Below are 18,892 nucleotides of genomic sequence, written 5' to 3'. Positions count from 1 at the left end.
AAAACAACCCTGGTTTTGTAGAGGTGAGGTTCCCTCCATCAGTGTCAACTTAAGCCTAAAAGCCTTGAAATAAATTTCAGGCTCAAAGCTAAAGTTATCTAAAGATAACTAAATACCTGTCTTTCTTAACCCGTTTTAACGGGTTTGTAGGGGCGGGTTCAACAAGATCTTTTCTGATTAACCGCAACCCCACTGAACCCGCCCCTACGCCCGAAATTTATTTCCGGGCGCTGGGAACTGAACATAATTACTGAGGAATAATGATGGAAACCTTAAAAGGACGAGATTTTTTAAGTTTAGCGGATGTTAGTATCGACGAACTTCATTTTTTATTAGATTTAGCCACCAAATTAAAATCAGGAATGGTTAAATTGCGTCGCAATAAAGTTTTAGGATTAATGTTTTCTAAAGCTTCAACCCGAACCCGTGTTAGTTTTACTGTTGCCATGTATCAATTAGGGGGGCAAGTGATTGATTTAAACCCCAATGTTACCCAGGTGAGTCGCGGCGAACCCTTAGTTGATACGGCTAGGGTATTAGATCGCTATTTAGATATTATGGCAATTCGTACCTTTGAACAAAAGGATTTAGAAACCTTTGCCAATTATGCTGAAATTCCCGTAATTAATGCTTTAACAGATCGGGAACATCCCTGTCAAGTCTTAGCGGATTTAATGACCGTTCAGGAATGTTTTGGAACCTTAGAAAATTTGACTTTAAGTTATTTTGGCGATGGGGCTAATAATATGGCTCATTCGTTATTATTAGGCTGTGCAATGGTAGGAATGAACGTTAGAATTGGCACCCCTGCTAATTATTTACCCGATGCTGATATTGTTGAACAAGCGAAAAGTATTGCTCAGGGAAAAACAGAAGTCATTGTTACAGATGATCCCATTGAAGCGGCAAAAGGGGCTGATGTTGTTTATACAGATGTTTGGGCAAGTATGGGACAGGAAGAAGAAGCCAGAGCCCGAATTCCTCTATTTCAGCCTTATCAAGTTAATGCTAAATTAATGGAAAAAACCGCCGAGAATTCGATTGTTTTACATTGTTTACCCGCCCATCGGGATGAAGAAATTACTGATGAAGTGATTGAAGGTTCAAAATCAAAAGTTTGGGATGAAGCTGAAAATAGAATGCACGTTCAAAAGGCATTATTAGCCGTATTATTAGGGGATGATTAACCCCTAATTTAATAGGAAATCCTTCAATATTTGCTATAGAAAAAAGTGATTGGCTACCCGACAAGTATTTGTAGCAAACATTGAAGGATGGAATATTATTTCCTAATCCAACCATTCACTGTAAATCGACTATCGGCGAACTGTTTAGAGGGACAATGAACGGGTAAAACTTCGTGCATTAAACCACTATAAAAAAAGATAACTCGATTATTGAGGGGTTCTATTGTTTGAAAATTCTCTAATTTTGAATACGCATATTGACCTTCCCATTTCGTATCATACATCACTAACTCTCCTCCTGTAAATGCTTTCGGTTCTTGATAGAAATAATAAACATAGGTTAAGGTTCGAGTTTCATCTCGTTCAGAACCATTATCATTATGAACCCGGAAATAATGACCCTGATTATGGGCGGTGAGTTGAGCATCAATATGAGTAATAGGAAAGGGAGGAATATTGAGTTTTTCCAATGCTTTCCAGAACACAGCCTTAACTCGATTTAGAATAATATCGGCAAAATCTGGAGAATAATACAACACCAGAGAATCCCGATGTTCAGGATAGTCTGATGTATTCGTTGCGGGGCCAGTTAATTGAAATTCCTGCTCGTGTTTTAAGGCATAATCGAGAAGTTTGTGATGTTCTTCTGGGGATAAAAAATTATCAATTTGCCAATATTTAATGTTAAAAATTTCCCCTTTAGGTGTAGCAGGAAGAACAGGAGTTTGAGTTTTAATAAAAATAGGGGGTTCTGTAATTACTCCCACTAAAGAATCACTAGAAAACCATAACGCCTGCTGCTGTCCATTGACAGGAATTTGAAACAGTTTAGGCGGTTCATCTTGATTTTTTTCTGTCCGATGAACCACAGCATTCAATAAATTTAATAGTAAGGGCGAGTTAGAGGGTAATGTGATTCCATATTGATAGCCACCGAGAAGAAGCAAGGTAACGCTAATATCTTGAATGGATGGCGTTGGTGTTAAACTGTCCATATTTTAACTTGAATTCCTGAAAAGCCACTGGAAAAGTTGGTGTTGATCTTAATTTTAATCCCATACTGCTCCTGATCACTTCAAGAATTTTAATCATAACCTTTGTCCCCACGCTCTACCCCCTGAAAAACAGGAATGTCCCTGTCCCTCCGGTTTTTTTTCAATGTACTGACAATAAAAACCGTAATAGTGATTACCATCAACTCCTTGATTTTGCGGGTATTACTGGCTAAAAGTTTAATTTATTGTTACCAAACACCATCAGTATAATTGCGTAATTTCAAGGAAAAATGCCAGATTACGGAATTATTTTTCCGAATAAATACTGATTTTTTTTCTGGAAAAACCTGATAGTATAAAAACGAATAAATTTAACAGTAGTGTTGAATTTATTTAATTTCTATTGTCAACTATAATCCCAATTTTGGGTAGAAAAAGTTCAATGTTAAGACAGTCTGATGTAGCGCGAATTTTAGGGGTTTCTCATCAACGAGTCTCTCAATTGAGACTCAGACATCGCATTGAGTTTGCTTGGGATGAGAACGTAGGAACCTGGGTAACAACAACAGAAGAAGTTGAGCATTTCTTAGAGCGCCGAGCCCAACGTTCTGCTGTTGTTTGTAGTCAAGAAACCTCCTTTTCCAAATAGCAGGGAACAGGGAACAGACAGGTTCATAGGGGTGTACGGCGCACGGTTTTAAGCATCAGTCTATGTCCTAACACCCCTGGGGTGACTGCTATATCTAAAAACCCTGAGTTTTTCTTCAAGCAGTAGAGGACTGTACTTCTAAGCGTAAATTTGAATTTTGTCTGAACTCTTGCTTTAAAGGCAATTCGATGACAAATTCTGTTCCTTTTCCCGGTTCAGAATAGCAGAGCAGTTTCCCCTGATGTTTGGCAATAATTTGATAACTAATTGCTAATCCTAAACCTGTTCCCTTTCCCACAGGTTTTGTGGTAAAAAAAGGTTCAAATAAACGGTGTTTTACCCGTTCTGTCATGCCATTTCCATTGTCAGTAATTCGGATCACAACTCGGTTGATTTCATTTAATTCTGTGTGAATCCGAATGGTGGGAGAACTGGAGGGAATATGCCATCCCGGAGCCGGAGAATTCAGGCATTGGGGAGGATGAATAAACTTAGATTCTCCTTCTAATAAAGCATCAATGGCATTACTGATCACATTCATAAAAACTTGATTCAACTGACCGGGATAACATTCAGTTTTCGGTAAGTTACCATACTCTTTAATCACTTGAATGGGAGGATTCCATTTTTCTCTGGGGTTTCCTCCTTGGGGGCGAAGCCGATGTTGTAAAATCAATAAAGTATTGTCCAAGCCATCATGAATATTAACGGGTTTCATATCGGCTTCATCCAACCGGGAAAAATTACGAAGTGACAGCACAATTTCTCTAATTCGGTTAGTTCCCACTTCCATCGAGGCTAAAATTTTGGGTAAATCATCGAGAATAAAATCTAACTCAATGGTTTCTTGATGATGTTGAATTTCCGCCACAGGTTGGGGATAATACTGTTGATAAAGGGCGATTAATTGCAACAAGTCTTGAATATATTGACTGGCATAAGTAATGTTGCCATAAATAAACGTGATCGGGTTATTAATTTCATGGGCAATTCCGGCGACTAATTGACCTAAACTGGATAATTTTTCGGTTTGAATCAGTTGAGCTTGAGCTTGTCCTAATTCTCTTAAAGTCAGTTCTAATTGTTCCGCTTTAGCGCGTTCTCTGGCTTCGGATTGACGTAAAGCGGCTTCTGTTTGTTTGCGATCGCTAATATCTTTAACCGTTCCCGTCATCCGAATCGGTTGTTGATGTTCATTCCGCACCACAACTTTACCATGATTCAGAATCCATTTCCATTCTCCCGAACGGCTTAACATTCGATGTTCCATTTCACAAAACAGGGTTTTTCCCTCTAAATGTTGTTTGAGAACTTCAACCACTTGATCTCGATCTTCGGGATGAACTAACTTTAACCAAGATCTAGCTTTCCCTTGAATTTGGTTGGTTTCATACCCTAACATCAAACTCCATTGAGGACTAAAATAAACCTCTCCAGTGACTAAATTCCAATCCCATAATCCTTGATCAGTTCCGGCTAAGGCTAACTTTAATCGTTCTTCACTGGCTTTCAAGGCTTCCGAGGCTTGGCGCTTTTCTGTAATATCAAAAATTGCCCCATTTAACCAACAAGTTGAACCTTCTTCGGTCGAAATAACTTGTCCTTTTTCATAAACCCAGTGAATAGTTCCATCCACAGCAATTAAGCGGTATTCTAAAATATAAGGCTGTCGAGCTTCCAAACTCACCTGAATTTTTCCCTTGACTTTAGCGATATCATCAGGATGAATAATACTATTAAAGGATCGGACTCGATTTTGAATAAAATCTGCGGCCGGATATCCGGTAATAACTTCAATTCCTTGACTGAGAAAAACCATCAGCCGATCCTGTTCCAAAATCCCTCGATAAACTGCACCGGGAATATTAGAAACTAAGGAACGAAATTCTCCTTGACGTTCGCGTAATGTCCGTTCAATTTGTTTGCGATCGCTAATATCTCGTGCAAAGGCACATTGATATTCTTTACCATTAAAATTCAGATGACTAATCGTAATTTCAACGGGAAAAACCCGGTTATGTTTAGTACGATGCCGAGCTTCAATATTCAAAGAACCGCAACGTCTTAAAATTTTCCAATGTAATGACCAAGAAGATTCAGGAAAATCCGGGTTAATATCATGAATCGTTAGATTTAATAATTCTTCTGGCCCATACCCCAAAGAACGACAAGCCGCATCATTGACATATAAAATATGTCCATCTTCTCCGACCCAAAAAATAGCATCGGCAGCTTTATCAATGGAAAATTTAGTCAGTTTTAAAACTTCTTCCATAGGATCTAATTTAAACGGAAAAGCAGCATCCAGTTTAAACAAATTTGAAAAATTTAATCGCAGTTTATCTAATGTGGAATAGTTTTGAGAGGCGGCTATTTTATGTTGACAAAGATCACAAGAAATTAAAGGGGTAACGGATTGTATCGCTGGGGAACTCCCAGGGGAGGAGGGAGTGAGCATCCGAATTAATCCCCCCACACTGAGTAAAAATAGGAACGTGATCACTCCTTGACCCACGCCTAAACCCAAATTGAGAGGATACCTCCACCTCAACAGGTGCATCAGATGTAGGGTGCCATCAGCGATTAAACCGAATGCTAAAACCGGCCAAAGTTTCAAGGGGAGTTGCCAGTTTGAAGACTTGAAGGAAAAGGGTTTCAGGACTCGACTCAGCCCGGAGGTTGACGGTAAATTCTGGGATATCTGTAGTTCAGGGAGGGTTTGCCGACGGTTAATCAGCAACAATGCTAAACTGTAGTGAGCTACAATAATCAGCCATTCTGAACCGAGAATATACGGTTGTATGGGAATATTGCTAACAGCATTCGGGTAACAGGATGGCGAAAATCCCGGTAAAATCATGATATTTTCAAAAAAGGCTTTAAAAAATTGAAACATGGGTTTTAAATTGCCGATGATTAAATGGGTTTATAACAAAGTTGACCCACTTTTTGGGGAAAAAGCTGTGATCTTCTGTTGTACCACCCTGAACCTACGGACTCTGTTATGCTGGCTTTATTGTAAGAAATTATTTAACGTTATTCTATAACTTCATCAAAATTGTTAGAGTTTTGTAGAGTTTTGTAGAGTTTTCTAAAGTTTTCTATCATATTATTTTTAATTTTAATCACTCCCCCTGTTCTCCCAGGAGAGGAAGTTAGGGGGAGAGCATCATCTNAATAATCAACAATTAAACCGTAGGGGCGGGTTCCGAGACCAGCTTTAATGATCAGTAATTATCTCCCTAAACCCGCCCTTTCTTTCTTCTGAGCAGCGATCGCATTTTAGATCCGAGAATGAAACAGCCCTGGGGAACTAACTTAAGACCCAGTTAACTAACATTCTCACCCCGTAACCCGTCGCCCCGGCATTATTGTAGCCATTGTCTTTATCTGCCCAAACCGGGCCAGCGACATCTAAATGCGCCCAAGGAGTTTTATCTACAAATTGTTTCAGGAATAACGCCGCAGTAATTGATCCGCCAGCCCTCGGCCCGGTATTTTTCATATCAGCGTGCATAGCTTTTAACCCTTCAAAATATTTCTCTTCTAAGGGCATCCGCCAGAGTTTTTCCCCTGATGTTTTGGAGGCCGTTTCTAACTCCATTGCTAGGTGTTCATCGGGACTCCATAACCCAGCAATATCATCTCCCAAAGCAACCACGCAGGCGCCAGTTAATGTGGCTAAATCAATCATAGCATCTACCCCTAATTTGTCTGTAAAAACGAGGGCATCAGCTAACGTTAACCGTCCTTCCGCATCAGTATTATTAACTTCAATGGTTTTGCCATTAGAAGCTTTAAGAAAATCTCCAGGGTGCATGGCGCGACCACTAATCATATTTTCGGTGACAGCACTAATAAAATGCACTTCCACATCGGGTTTTAATTGACCAATGGCTTTAGCAGCGCCAAAGGTTGCCGCCGCCCCTCCCATATCCATTTTCATCATTTCAATACCGCTCCCACTGGGTTTCAAATTCAACCCCCCAGAATCAAAGGTTAATCCTTTGCCAATAATGGCTAATTTGCGGCGAGGGCTTCCTTCAGGACGATAGATTAAATGAATAAATTTAGGCGGTAAATCCGAAGCTTGGGCGACTCCTAAAAAAGCACCCATTCCTAATTGTTCACAGTCTTCTTTTTCCAGAATTTTAATTTCAAACCCGTATTCGTTGGCTAAGGATTGTGCCATTTCTGCCATTGTAACCGGGTTAATTTCGTTAGCAGGGGCGGCGACTAATTCCCGTGCTAAAATCACTCCAGAACAGATTTTTTGGGCGCGAGTAATAGCGGCTTCTGTTCCAGCTAAACCTAATAATTCAATCTGTTCAATTTTGTGCGCTTTTTCATCGGGTTCAGACTTAAATCGAGTATCTTGATATAAGGCTAATTCTACCCCTTCGGTAATCGCTTGGGCGGTGATTTCTGGGGTTTCAAAAACAGGTAAGCTCACCCCAACGCTTTTACCTTTGAGGGATTTAGCGGTTTTGGCGATACTCGCTGATGCTCGACGTAAGCTGTCTAATTTGAAGCTCTCTGATTTACCCAAACCGACTAAAATCACTTTGCGAATTGGGCTATTTCCACCCACACGAGTAGAGACACTACTATCGGCTTTTCCCTTAAATTCAGCTTCTTCAATTAACTCTTTTAAGGTTCCAGCCAGTTGATCATCTAAGGTGGCAAAGTCCCCGGTTAATTCTATCTGATCTTCAAATAAACCCAGGGCGAGGACATCTCCGGCCCACTCTAAAGGGGATGTGTTCGTTGCTTTAAATTCCATTGTTGTTTTTGTCTTGATTTGACTTGACTATAAAAAACTATAAACCTTTTTTGGTGTCAAGGTTCAAGCAGTTTTCAAAAATATGAATTGTATCTTTAGGTTATTGACTGTCTAGCACCTGCTTTTATTCCTGTTTTTTGAGTTGATGATTATTCCTGGACTTAAGGACGGGCGATCGCAACTTCATCCGAATCCAGCAAACTTAGATTATAATAAATAGACATCAAATGGGAATTAAATTTAATAAAAACAATAGAATGGCACGGCTTTTTACATCCCTATACCCTCAAGCATTTTTAACTTCCAAGCCAATGCAGGAAATCGCTTTTGAAAAGTTTTCTCTTGCTTACTACAATCAAGTTCGACATACCCTAGCACAATCCCTTCGAGACTATCCAGTTTTATCCTTGCGGAAAGCACAAGTTGCTGATTATCTCAGAGTTCATACCTATCACTATCTCCGAAAGTTAGCTCTCAAAGCACTTGATCAACCCTTGGACGAGATCAGTCTATCTTTACCGGAGTTAAGTATTGAGTGTCGAGGATTGGAATACGCGCTACCCGGTTATCTTTATGGCTTGGGCGGAATGTTAGAAGCCATTGACCAAATGAAACGAGGAATTGTTGAGCGTGCATACTGTTTTAGTATGGTTGGTCATCATGCTCATCAAGATTGGGGACATGGTTATTGTCTTCTCAATCCTCTGGCTGCTGCGACTCGATACGCTCAACTTCAGGGATTTGCCAAAATACTAATTATTGATTGGGATATTCATCATGGAGATGGAACTCAGGACATTTTTAGTCATGATCCCAGTGTTTATTGTATTAGTATTCACAGTGCTGTCGATCTTTATATGGCGAAAGCTTCCGACTTAAAAGCAGGAACAACAGATGCGGCTCAAGTAGTTGGACACTGTAATATTCCGATTATTACTGAATCTTTTCCGATTGAAGTTTTACAAGAAGAAGGGATTACAGGAACCTTTTATTATGGTTATGAAAGCATTGATGTGTTTCAAAAAGCGTTGGAAAAAATGCCTTGGCAACCGAATCTAATTGCTATTTTTTCAGGTTATGATTCCCATCAAGAGGATTGTGGTGCCAGCACGACAGGTTGGACAAATAATGACTTCTGTAAACTCACTCAAATCACGCTAGATTTTGCGAAGAAACATGAATGTCCAGTCCTTTCCTGTCATGGGGGTGGCTATAATCTACCCGTCACCGTTTCAGCAGCACTTTCTCATATCAAAACTTTAGCAACTTAACCATTAGTGAACTACCGACACTTCTCTACGAGGAGGTTATTGTTTCCAGGTTTCTCTCCAGATTTTCCCTCCGACTTCCACTCCACAAAGGGAACTGGTTGCTTCTAAAATAATACGATTTTTGGCTGTTAATTGCAAGTGAATTTTTCCGTGCATGGTGTCTCGACAGCGAAAGATTAAGCCGTCTTGGGTCGGTGCTCTTAATCGAGTTCCGGGGTGTTCTGTTGTGGCGGTTAAACAAACTTCATATTCTTGATTTTTGGCACTCATTTGCCAGTTTCCCCAAGGTTCGATTTGCCAATTGACTTCAGAATTCCAAGGGACAAATTCATAGAATTTACCTTGATAATGAATGCCAATTAAGGCAACGGATTCTGACCACCATAACACATCTCGAATGCCTCCTCCGGCGGTTAAGGCTAAATCAGGTTCGCCATCAAAACTATTACAATTCACCCAAAACCATTGTTTCGGAAAACTGCCTCCCCAATTTTTTTCACTATAGGCGGGAGCATTTTCAAACTGATACATTTTTCCATTCCAATCAATCCAACCTGTGGCTAAACCATGAGCCATTAAAATTTGCCATCCCGGTTCAAATATTTGTAAAGATGATAACCATCCGGCGGTTGATTGTTGCGGTTTTTCAGGATTTCCCCATCCATAAATCGGTTGAATATTATATTGCCAATTGCAATATTGATTTGTACCTGGATCTGATAATTTTCCTTGATGGAAGGTGGCTGTTCCTTGATAGCCTTGTTGAATATAACGCTCAAAAATAGCGGGTTCTAAATATCCAGGGGAGGCGGTTAAATCGGTTTTTCCCCAATGTCCTAATCCCAGTTTATCAGAAGTTGCCCAGAATTTTTTGACATCGGGAAAAGTTCGGCATAAATATTGATCATCTGGCCCTAAAATTTGCGCCCCGCCTCCACTTTGGGGTTGATTTCCCATCGGATCTTCGATAGAATACATAAAGGCAAAGGTCTGTTTTTCTTCAGGTATTGTGACTCGATAGTACCAGCCTTCAAAAAAACGGCGATCGCTTCCATCCCAATGATAGCCACTATGGGGCGTTTGTAAACTGTTAAATTGGCGATTAAAATTAAACATCTAAATCCTACACAAATAAACGATCAAAACCCATTAAAATTATAGTAAAATAATGAATAAAAATCCAACTCGTAGTGAGTCCTTCAGGACTCTCTTCCCTCTTAAATTAAGAAAGCCCTGAAGGGCTTACTACTATTTTAGTTAAGAAAGCCCTGAAGGGCTTACTACTATTTTGTAGTGAGTCCTTCAGGACTCTCTTGCAGAAATTATTAATCCCCTAGACAGGCTGTTAACAGTCAACAGTCAACAGTCAACCGTCAACAGCCAACCTCCGATCTCAATTTCCTCTTGAGGCTTTAACATTGGGTACAGCAGAGCCATAATTGACACGACAACCCAAATTAAATAAACTGGAACTACATTCTAAAGGGACAACTTGATCACCTAATAATGCACTACAGCTAACATAATTATCATTATTAGTATCTTTCAAAACACATTCAATGGGTCTTGCTCCCGAACTATTTGTCCACATTTTCATTCCCAATTCTGCGACATAATGTTGCCAAAAGAAGGCAAAAATTCCCACTCCTAAAAGCACAATTGCCAGTAAGGTAATTCTGACTGTCCAACTACTCAGAATTTTACCCACAAACCCTTTAATACTGTCCATGATTGATGTTGTCATCGGGGTTGGTGTATCTACAGGTTGATTTTCTGTCATCTTTCTTCCTCCCTCTAAAATAATTGCTGCTGAGGTTAAACCCAGTTTAAGTTTAACGCTCAGGGTCTTACTTCCGTATTTTAACTGACTTTATTGAAGTTCAGACTGGATTTACACCAATAGGTATAGGGATTTTTATGGACATCCCATCAAAGCACCCCTGCTATTCTGCTTGAATTTTTTCTAAGAATTGATAAAAGGGTTGCCAATTATCCTCAACGGTAATCGGCTCCCATATTGCCTCAATTTCAGGACGAACTATCATAACTTGAGGATTATAGTGTTTTAATCGGTGTTTAATTTCATCCAGTTCAGGATAGGAAAACATTTGCAAATGATGATAATATTTTTGTCTCCAACTGTCTAAATGTTTCATCGGTTCAGCATCCTTTAAAATATTCTGGGGTTGGTCTTGCCACTGATAACAAAACTGTTCTCGCAGTTGAATAAAAAAGTCAGGATAGCTGATTAGATTATCCTTGAGTAAATCAATCGTAATTTGCAATAATTCCTCTGCTTCTGGGGTGGGAAGTTGAGCAAATCCCAAACGATTAATCATCCGTTGACGATAAAATTCTCGATAATATTGTTGAAAGGGCGCTAACCCGGCTTGGAGTTCTTCTAATGGCATTACTAAGGATAATGGTTTTTGTAATAACTCTAAATTTCCCTCACAAACAAAGGGTTGATTTCCATAACAATATAATCCCCCATAATCAAAATAGGCGGCGGTAAATCGGAGGCTATAATGAGGCATAAAAGCGTAGGGGCCATAATCGAAACTTTCCCCGGTAATTGACATATTATCGGTATTTAAGACCCCATGACAAAACCCTGAAGCCATCCATTGTGCGGTTAATTCTGCAACTCTCTTTACTAATTCTGCATAAAATAAAGCATAGCGATCGCCTTCTTGTTTTAAATCATTATAATAATAATTAATCACATGATCTAATAAGATTTCGATTAAATCTTTGCGTTTTAAATAGTGCAACCGTTCAAAGGTTCCGAAGCGAATATGAGAGCGACTAAACCGTACCATCACAGAAGAACGGGTGGGGGAAGGTTCATCTCCTCGCCACAGTTGTTCTCCGGTTTCAATTAAGCTTAAACATCGAGAGGTTTTTACTTTCATCCGATGCAACATTTCGGCGGCTAATACTTCGCGTATGCCCCCTTTTAATGTAAGTCGGCCATCGGCATTTCTGGAATAGGGAGTTCTTCCCGATCCTTTGGTGGCAAAATCATAGAGTTCCCCATCAATTCCCCGCATTTGACCATATAAAAATCCCCGGCCATCTCCCAAATTGGGGTTATATTCTCCAAATTGATAGCCGTGATAGCGCATCGCCAATAATGGCCGCACGGTTTCAAATTTGCCAAAGGCTTCGATAAAATGGTCGTCGGTAACGGTTTCGGGGTTCAGCCCTAACTGAGTTAATACTCCGTGATTGCGGAACCGCAGTAAATGGATCGGGAACTCCGTCGCCGTCACAATATCTGAATAGTCACCGCCTAACGCCTCAAATGCGGGTTCATAGTCGAGGTGCAGGAACGGATTAGACATAAAATCCCTAATTATAATCTATTGACAATATTACCCCTATTTTTAAAACTTGTCAATTTCTTATCTTCAAAAATCTCCTCTCAGGTATCAGGTATCCAGGGATAAATGTTATTATTTTTTAAGAACCATTAACCGCATTTCGATATTTTTAAATAGGGTAATTTAACAGGAGGAAAACAAATGACTGAGTTAATTAAGGCAATTCAAGCGGGAGAAATCGATAAAATTAAAGCCTGTTTCAATCAAAACCCTGATCTTAATGCTCAAGATGAACAGGGAAATACGGCATTAATTACCGCCATTAATTTAGGACAAAAACAGATAGTACAACTGTTATTAGAAACTGGGGCAAATGTCAACAGTCCCGATAATGATGGTTGGACTCCCTTAATGGAAGCCTCGGCTAGTGGCAACTTAGAAATCGTGCAGTTATTATTAGATTCGGGTGCAGAAATTAACGCTAAAACCAATTTTGATTTAACGGTATTAATGGCAGCCGCAGGAAGTGGACATAAACCGATTGTAGAATTATTATTAAATCGAGGAGCAGATTTAACAGCCAAAGATCAGAATAGTTGGACAGCGTTAATTTGGGCAGCTTCCGAGAAACATACAGAGGTTGTGGAATTCATTAAACAATTTCGCAATCAGGATTAAACTTATTCTAAAAAAAGGTAGAGATTGACGCGATCGCGTCGGATGAACCGAGTCCATCAAAACCTCCTCTAAAAATCTCTATTATGATTAGAAATAGTAGAGATTTTTACTTCACTAACACGCCGATCAGAATCACCGGATAGATGCTATCGGTTTAACCCCGATAAAAAGAAAGAGATAGCAGCATCTTCAGTTTGATAAAAGTTCATAAAGTTTCCCGCAAAATTTAGTCAGATCTGCTATTGTGTCTGATAGAACTATTTTTGAGGACGCATCACTCCTCCCCCTCCCCAAGAAAATCAATTTGGCTCAACATCAGGGACAAAACGGAATAGTCTGTTTTTATTTGAACCCCCAAGCGTCTTGAGTGCTGTTTTTCTTACCCTGTCAATGAAGCTTTAATAAAGCTGGCTCTAGGACATGATCATGAATCGGTTGGACAATAGACAACAACTTCAATCCAAATTAGATCAACAGGTTTTACTGCATCGGATTACGAATCGAATTCGTCAATCCCTAGAATTACCTGAGATTTTAACCGCAACGGTTGCCGAAATTCGTTCATTTCTAGGAACGGATCGGATTATGATTTATGAATTTAGTCCCGATGAGAGTGGGGAAGTGGTGGCTGAATCTCGAAATCAAGATCGGCTTCCGTCCCTATTGGGATTACATTTTCCAGTGGACGATATTCCTCCCCATGCGCGGGAAATGTATTCTTCCCTAGGCCAACGGACGATTGTGAATGTCGATGTGGCCAGAATTGGCATCAGCACCGATTTAGGAGAAATTGGAAGCCCATCCAGTATTGATTATCGCCCCCTTGATCCTTGTCATCAAGCTTATTTAACCGCGATGGGGGTACAGTCCTCCCTGGTAGTTCCGATTTTACTCCAGGCTCTGAATTCTGTTAACCCCGAAAAACCCAAGCTTTGGGGGTTATTAGTTTCCCATCACGCCGAGCCTAAACCGATTTCTGAATCTAATATCCAAGTTGTTCAACTGTTAGTAGATCAACTAGCACTTGCGATCGCCCAAGCTAATTTACTCAGCCAAACGCAACAACAGGCCCAACAGGAAGCGACGATTAACGCCGTTGCGTCTCTCCTCCATGAACGCCCCACCATTGAACTCCAAGCAGCATTAGAAGCCACAATCACAGCCCTACAAGGGGTGGGAGGACGGTTATATCTTCAAGCTCATTCCCAAAGTCAAACGGAAGTTTTCACCTGGGGTGAACAGCCGAATTCTCCGATTAGTATGTTTTCGGGTATTTTAGAAGAACATCCCCTCTGGCAACATTGGTTAACTCAGGGCTATGGAATCACTGAACATCATTCCCCAGTAGCCGATCAATCTTTATCCCCTTGGGTGATTACGGATATTTATCAAGAACCTCAATGGCGAGTCTTGAGACCCCTATTTAAGTCTACGTCGATTCGAGGATTATTAGTTTTACCGATTCAATATCGTCAACAATTGTTAGGTGTTCTAACAATTTTTCGGGAAGAAATTGATACAGAAACCCTATGGGCGGGAGAATTTGATCCCAATGTCAAACAAATCATGCCTCGACAGTCCTTTGAAATTTGGCGAGAATCTAAACAGGATCAAGCTCAACCTTGGACAGAATCGGAATTAACCTTAGCCAAAGCTTTAAGCTATCAATTTGCTCTGGCGATTCAACAATATCGATTGTATCAAGAAGTTCAGACTTTAAATATTAATTTAGAGCAACAAATTGAAGACCGAACGGAGAAACTAAAACGGTCATTAGAGTTTGCTAAAACCTTAGAAAGAATTACTCATCAAATTCGTCGAACTCTGGATTTAAACACCACTTTATCTTGTTTGGTTCAAGAAGTTAGAGCCTTATTAGATACCGATCGGGTTGTCATTTATAAACTCATCAATGAACAAGCTGGAGAAGTCGCCTTTGAAGATCGGCGGACATCAATTGGCTCAATATTGGGGATGCAAACACCGGAAGATTGTTTTCCAGAGGAGATGGTAAATCTTTATCGACAAGGACGAATGCGAGCGATTTCTGATGTTTATAATGAAGATTTAGCCCTTTGTCATCAAGAATTTTTAGAAAGTTTGCAGGTCAGGGCAAATTTAATTGTTCCGATTAGTCAAGAGTTTAAACTCTGGGGATTATTAATTGCCCATGAATGTACCGATATCAGAAATTGGCAGACTGAGGAATTAGATATTTTACAACAATTAGCCGATCAGGCTGCGATCGCTATTGCTCAAACCGAATTGTATGAACAAAGCCGCCGAGCCGCCCAAAATGAACAGGCGAAAGCGGAACAACTCACCCAAACTTTGAATGAGTTACAAAAGACCCAAACTCAACTGATTCAAACCGAAAAAATGTTAAGTTTGGGGCGGTTAGTGGCGGGAATGGCGCATGAAATTAATAATCCGATTAACTTTATTTATGGCAACTTAATGTATGCCAGTGAATATAGCCAATATTTATTAAATCTGATTCAACTTTATCAACAGCATTATCCCTATCCTAACTCGGAAATTATTAACTATACGAACACAATCGAGTTAGATTTTATTACTACAGATCTGCCTAAAATTTTGGAGTCTATGCAAGGAGGAGCCGATCGCATTCGTCAATTAGTGCTTTCCTTACGCAACTTTGCCCGACTCGATCAAGCCGATTTAAAATTTGTGAATCTTCATGAAGGAATTGAAAGTACATTATTGCTGTTGCAACATCGACTTAATATTAACTCCGACGAGCCAGAAATTCTAGTGAAGCGACAGTATGGCAATCTTCCTCGCGTAGAATGTTATGCCAGCTTACTCAATCAAGTATTTATGAATCTTCTCACCAATGCCATTGATGCGTTAGCATTAAAAATGCAAGGATCTAATCAGTCCTTTTCTTCCTCGGAACAGACACAACCGTTTTTAGAGATCCGTACAACCCTAAAAGATGATATTACGACTTTACCCAAAATTGTGATCTCGATCATTGACAATGGCACTGGTATTCCCAATGCACTACTTCCCCATATTTTTGATCCGTTTTTTACCACAAAACCAGTAGGTCAAGGCACGGGGTTAGGGTTATCAATCAGTTATCAAATTATCGTGGAGAAACATAAAGGATCGCTAAAATGTCTATCTCATTGGGGACTTGGAACAGAATTTAGAATTGAAATCCCTCTGCGACAATCTTCACCCGATGCGATTCCGAGTTCCTAAAATGGAAAATTGAGAGACACAATTAGGAGGATTGTTTTATTTTATAAAAAAGTTATTTAATAGGAGGTTAAGAGAGCGTGTATGATGGTAAATAGACATCAATGGGAACAGTTAAGAGAATGCTGTCAAAATGACACGGCATTTGCTCAATTATTGGAAATTTTAGACCTAAAACTTTTACCTTCTGAATTAGAAATACCTAGTTTTAGGAATGGGGGAGACTTACAAGACCTTGGGGACAATAGCGAGGATATTTTGATCGAATATGATCTTAATTTACGTTACAAATCTCTCTTAACAGTGATTAAGCGGATGAATCAGTGTTTGGATTTAGAAACTCTATTACAAACCGTCACAGCAGACCTTCAAAACTGGCTAAAAGTTGATCGAGTTGCTCTCCTAAAATTAGATTTAGAAGGGGAAAATCCCACCGGGAGATTTATTGCTGAAAGTGTTTTATCCGAGTTTAAATCTCTGTTAAATCTAGAAATTTATTCTCAGAAATTATTGGGTTTCAACTTCAATAATGAACGGCTTAAAACGATACAAATTTCAGATATTTATTATGGGGGATTGAATCCATTAATATTGCAATGGATGCAAGATTACCAAGTCAGAGCTTATTTAGGAATACCTATTTACAAAAACCAACAGTTATGGGGATTATTATGGGTGCAAGATTGTCACCAACGTCGAGACTGGCAACCCGATGAAATCGAAGGAATAACGGAGATTATTAAACATTTAGAAATAGCCATTGCTCAACGAGAATTATGGAAAGAAATTTCTCTACAATTAGAACAACAAACCACTCTAACACGGGTGATTCATCGAATTCGAGAAACGTTAAATTTAGACACTATTTTTAAAGCCACAGCGACAGAAGTTCGACAGCTTTTAAATGCTGATCGAGTAGGTGTTTTCTACTTTAGCCCAGATTCAGAATACAGAGAGGGGGAATTCATCTCAGAAGATGTGGTAACAGGATTTGATTCTGCTATAGCTAAAAAAGTTCAAGATCATTGTTTTTCTGAACAGTTTTATCATTTGTATCAGCAGGGTGAAATTAATGCAATTTCTGATATTTATCAAGCGAATTTACAAGACTGTCATCTGAATATTCTGGCTCAATTTCAAATTAAAGCTAACTTAGTTGTTCCTTTGTTAAAAGCTCAAAAGCTTTGGGGTTTACTCTGTATTCATCAATGTAGTCATCCTCGCCATTGGCAACCCCAAGAAATAGAATTTGTGCGTCAAATTGCTCGAAATTTAGAAGTCGCTTTACAACAGATTGATTATGTTGAGAAAGTCCAAAAACAGGCGAAACAACTGGTTCAGTTAACAGAACGACAAAAATCCGCCGACCAACAAAAATTATTATATACCGTCATCGAAAAAATTCGTAACTCTTTAGATATTACTACTATTTTTAATACCACTGTCGCCGAAGTTCGAGAGTTTTTGAATGTAGATCGAGTTGTTGTTTATCGTTTTAGTTCTGATTGGTCAGGTTATTTTGTAGCAGAATCTGTTATTGAAGGATGGAACTCGTTATTTGATACAGTTCCGATGATTCAAGATACCTATTTACAAGAAACATTAGGAGGACGTTATCGAGATAATCAAACCCATGCTGTTGATGATATTTATACCGCCGGACATGAGGATTGTCATGTTCAATTACTGGAACAATTACAGGCGAGATCTTATATTATTGTTCCGATTTTACAAGCACAATCCCTCTGGGGATTACTCGCCGCTTATCAAAATTCCTATCCCCGTCATTGGTACGAAGGAGAAATTAAATTATTAGCTCAAATTGGGACTCAACTCGGAGTAGCTTTACTTCAGGCTGAACTTTATGCTCAAACCCAAAAGAGAGCAGAAGAACTGGCTCAAGATTTACGACAAACCCAAAGTCAACTGGTTCAAAGTGAAAAGATGTCAAGTTTGGGGCAGTTAGTTGCAGGAGTTGCCCATGAAATTAATAATCCGGTTAACTTTATTTATGGAAACTTGGGTTATGTCACAGATTACACCAAAGATATATTAGATTTAGTCCAATTATATCAAGAACAATATCCTGATAGTTCACCCGAAATTGAAGAAAAAAAGGAGAACATTGAATTTGATTTTATTCAAGAAGATTTGCCTAAAATTTTATCTTCGATGAAAGTCGGCACTGACCGTATTCGTCAATTAGTTTTATCCTTAAGAAATTTCTCCCGTTTAGATGAATCTGAGGTAAAACCTGTTGATATTCATGAGGGTATTGATAGCACGCTATTAATTCTGCAACATCGCTTAAAATCTAAACCCGATCGGTTTACGATTGAAATTATTAAAAAATATGGGAAATTACCCAGGGTGGAGTGCTATGCAGCCCAAATGAATCAGGTATTTATGAATATTATTAGTAATGCAATTGATGAGTTAGAATCCTTATCTAAAGAATCTTCAGAAGCGAAATATTTAGCGATCAATATTGAAACACAATTAATTCCCGCCACCCCACAACAACCCATAGAACGGGTTAGAATTGTAATTCAGGATAATGGTAAGGGCATTCCTGATGCGGTGAGAAAACAGGTTTTTGATCCCTTTTTTACCACTAAACCTGTTGGTAAAGGGACAGGATTAGGATTATCCATTAGTTATCAAATAGTAGTAGAAAAACATAAAGGAAGAATTGAATGTCAGGCGTTACCCGAAGAAGGAACAGAATTTATCGTAGAAATTCCCGTTTATCAACGAGGATAAGTGTTTTTCCTA

Annotated in this window: 12 protein-coding genes; 6 read left to right on the top strand and 6 right to left on the bottom strand. The window is 39.3% G+C overall.

Translation table 11 applies throughout. The features are described from left to right. Positions 1-263: 263 nt before the first annotated feature. Positions 264-1,187 (top strand): ornithine carbamoyltransferase, encoded by a 924-nt coding sequence (gene argF, locus PL8927_RS07605; RefSeq protein ID WP_083619247.1) that lies wholly within the window; start codon positions 264-266, stop codon positions 1,185-1,187. Between the two features lie 95 nt (positions 1,188-1,282). Here the strand turns inward: argF and PL8927_RS07600 are convergent, their stop codons facing one another. After that, positions 1,283-2,182, bottom strand: coding sequence for a 2OG-Fe(II) oxygenase (locus PL8927_RS07600; protein ID WP_083619244.1), 900 nt, complete (start codon positions 2,180-2,182; stop codon positions 1,283-1,285). 442 nt (positions 2,183-2,624) lie between these two features. Between PL8927_RS07600 and PL8927_RS07595 the strand changes: the two genes are divergently transcribed. Continuing rightward, complete coding sequence (locus PL8927_RS07595; protein WP_083619241.1) at positions 2,625-2,831, top strand: helix-turn-helix domain-containing protein; 207 nt, start codon at positions 2,625-2,627, stop codon at positions 2,829-2,831. A 115-nt stretch (positions 2,832-2,946) separates the two neighbouring features. On the opposite strand, the gene PL8927_RS07590 is transcribed toward PL8927_RS07595, so the two are convergent. Both PL8927_RS07590 and PL8927_RS07585 read right to left on the bottom strand, forming a co-directional pair. Next, a complete protein-coding gene (locus PL8927_RS07590; RefSeq protein WP_231505950.1) occupies positions 2,947-5,727 on the bottom strand; it encodes a PAS domain-containing protein in 2,781 nt (926 codons plus the stop codon). Between the two features lie 417 nt (positions 5,728-6,144). Beyond that, positions 6,145-7,614, bottom strand: a complete 1,470-nt coding sequence (locus PL8927_RS07585; RefSeq protein WP_083619237.1) for a leucyl aminopeptidase — start codon at positions 7,612-7,614, stop codon at positions 6,145-6,147. Positions 7,615-7,871: 257 nt separating this feature from the next. On the opposite strand from PL8927_RS07585, the gene PL8927_RS07580 reads away from it, so the two are divergent. After that, positions 7,872-8,885 carry a histone deacetylase family protein gene (locus PL8927_RS07580; RefSeq protein WP_083619528.1) on the top strand — a complete coding sequence of 338 codons (1,014 nt, stop codon included), beginning with the start codon at positions 7,872-7,874 and terminating at the stop codon, positions 8,883-8,885. A gap of 36 nt (positions 8,886-8,921) precedes the next feature. Here the strand turns inward: PL8927_RS07580 and PL8927_RS07575 are convergent, their stop codons facing one another. From PL8927_RS07575 to PL8927_RS07565, 3 genes are all read right to left on the bottom strand, one after another. Beyond that, positions 8,922-10,001 (bottom strand): tocopherol cyclase family protein, encoded by a 1,080-nt coding sequence (locus PL8927_RS07575; protein WP_083619234.1) that lies wholly within the window; start codon positions 9,999-10,001, stop codon positions 8,922-8,924. A 277-nt stretch (positions 10,002-10,278) separates the two neighbouring features. Beyond that, a complete protein-coding gene (locus PL8927_RS07570) occupies positions 10,279-10,665 on the bottom strand; it encodes a hypothetical protein (protein ID WP_083619231.1) in 387 nt (128 codons plus the stop codon). A 163-nt stretch (positions 10,666-10,828) separates the two neighbouring features. Beyond that, on the bottom strand, positions 10,829-12,232 hold the full coding sequence (locus tag PL8927_RS07565) for a protein adenylyltransferase SelO (RefSeq protein ID WP_083619228.1): 1,404 nt from the start codon (positions 12,230-12,232) through the stop codon (positions 10,829-10,831). A gap of 180 nt (positions 12,233-12,412) precedes the next feature. On the opposite strand from PL8927_RS07565, the gene PL8927_RS07560 reads away from it, so the two are divergent. From PL8927_RS07560 to PL8927_RS07550, 3 genes are all read left to right on the top strand, one after another. Continuing rightward, positions 12,413-12,889 (top strand): ankyrin repeat domain-containing protein, encoded by a 477-nt coding sequence (locus tag PL8927_RS07560; protein WP_083619226.1) that lies wholly within the window; start codon positions 12,413-12,415, stop codon positions 12,887-12,889. Positions 12,890-13,315: 426 nt separating this feature from the next. Further along, a complete protein-coding gene (locus PL8927_RS07555) occupies positions 13,316-16,120 on the top strand; it encodes a GAF domain-containing sensor histidine kinase (RefSeq protein ID WP_083619224.1) in 2,805 nt (934 codons plus the stop codon). 81 nt (positions 16,121-16,201) lie between these two features. Then, on the top strand, positions 16,202-18,880 hold the full coding sequence (locus PL8927_RS07550) for a GAF domain-containing sensor histidine kinase (RefSeq protein ID WP_231505949.1): 2,679 nt from the start codon (positions 16,202-16,204) through the stop codon (positions 18,878-18,880). Positions 18,881-18,892: the final 12 nt, after the last annotated feature.

It is taken from the genome of Planktothrix serta PCC 8927 (assembly GCF_900010725.2).
Taxonomy (GTDB): domain Bacteria; phylum Cyanobacteriota; class Cyanobacteriia; order Cyanobacteriales; family Microcoleaceae; genus Planktothrix; species Planktothrix serta.
The sequence above is the reverse complement of the archived record's forward strand: the minus strand, read 5'-3'. Positions and strand labels throughout refer to the sequence as shown.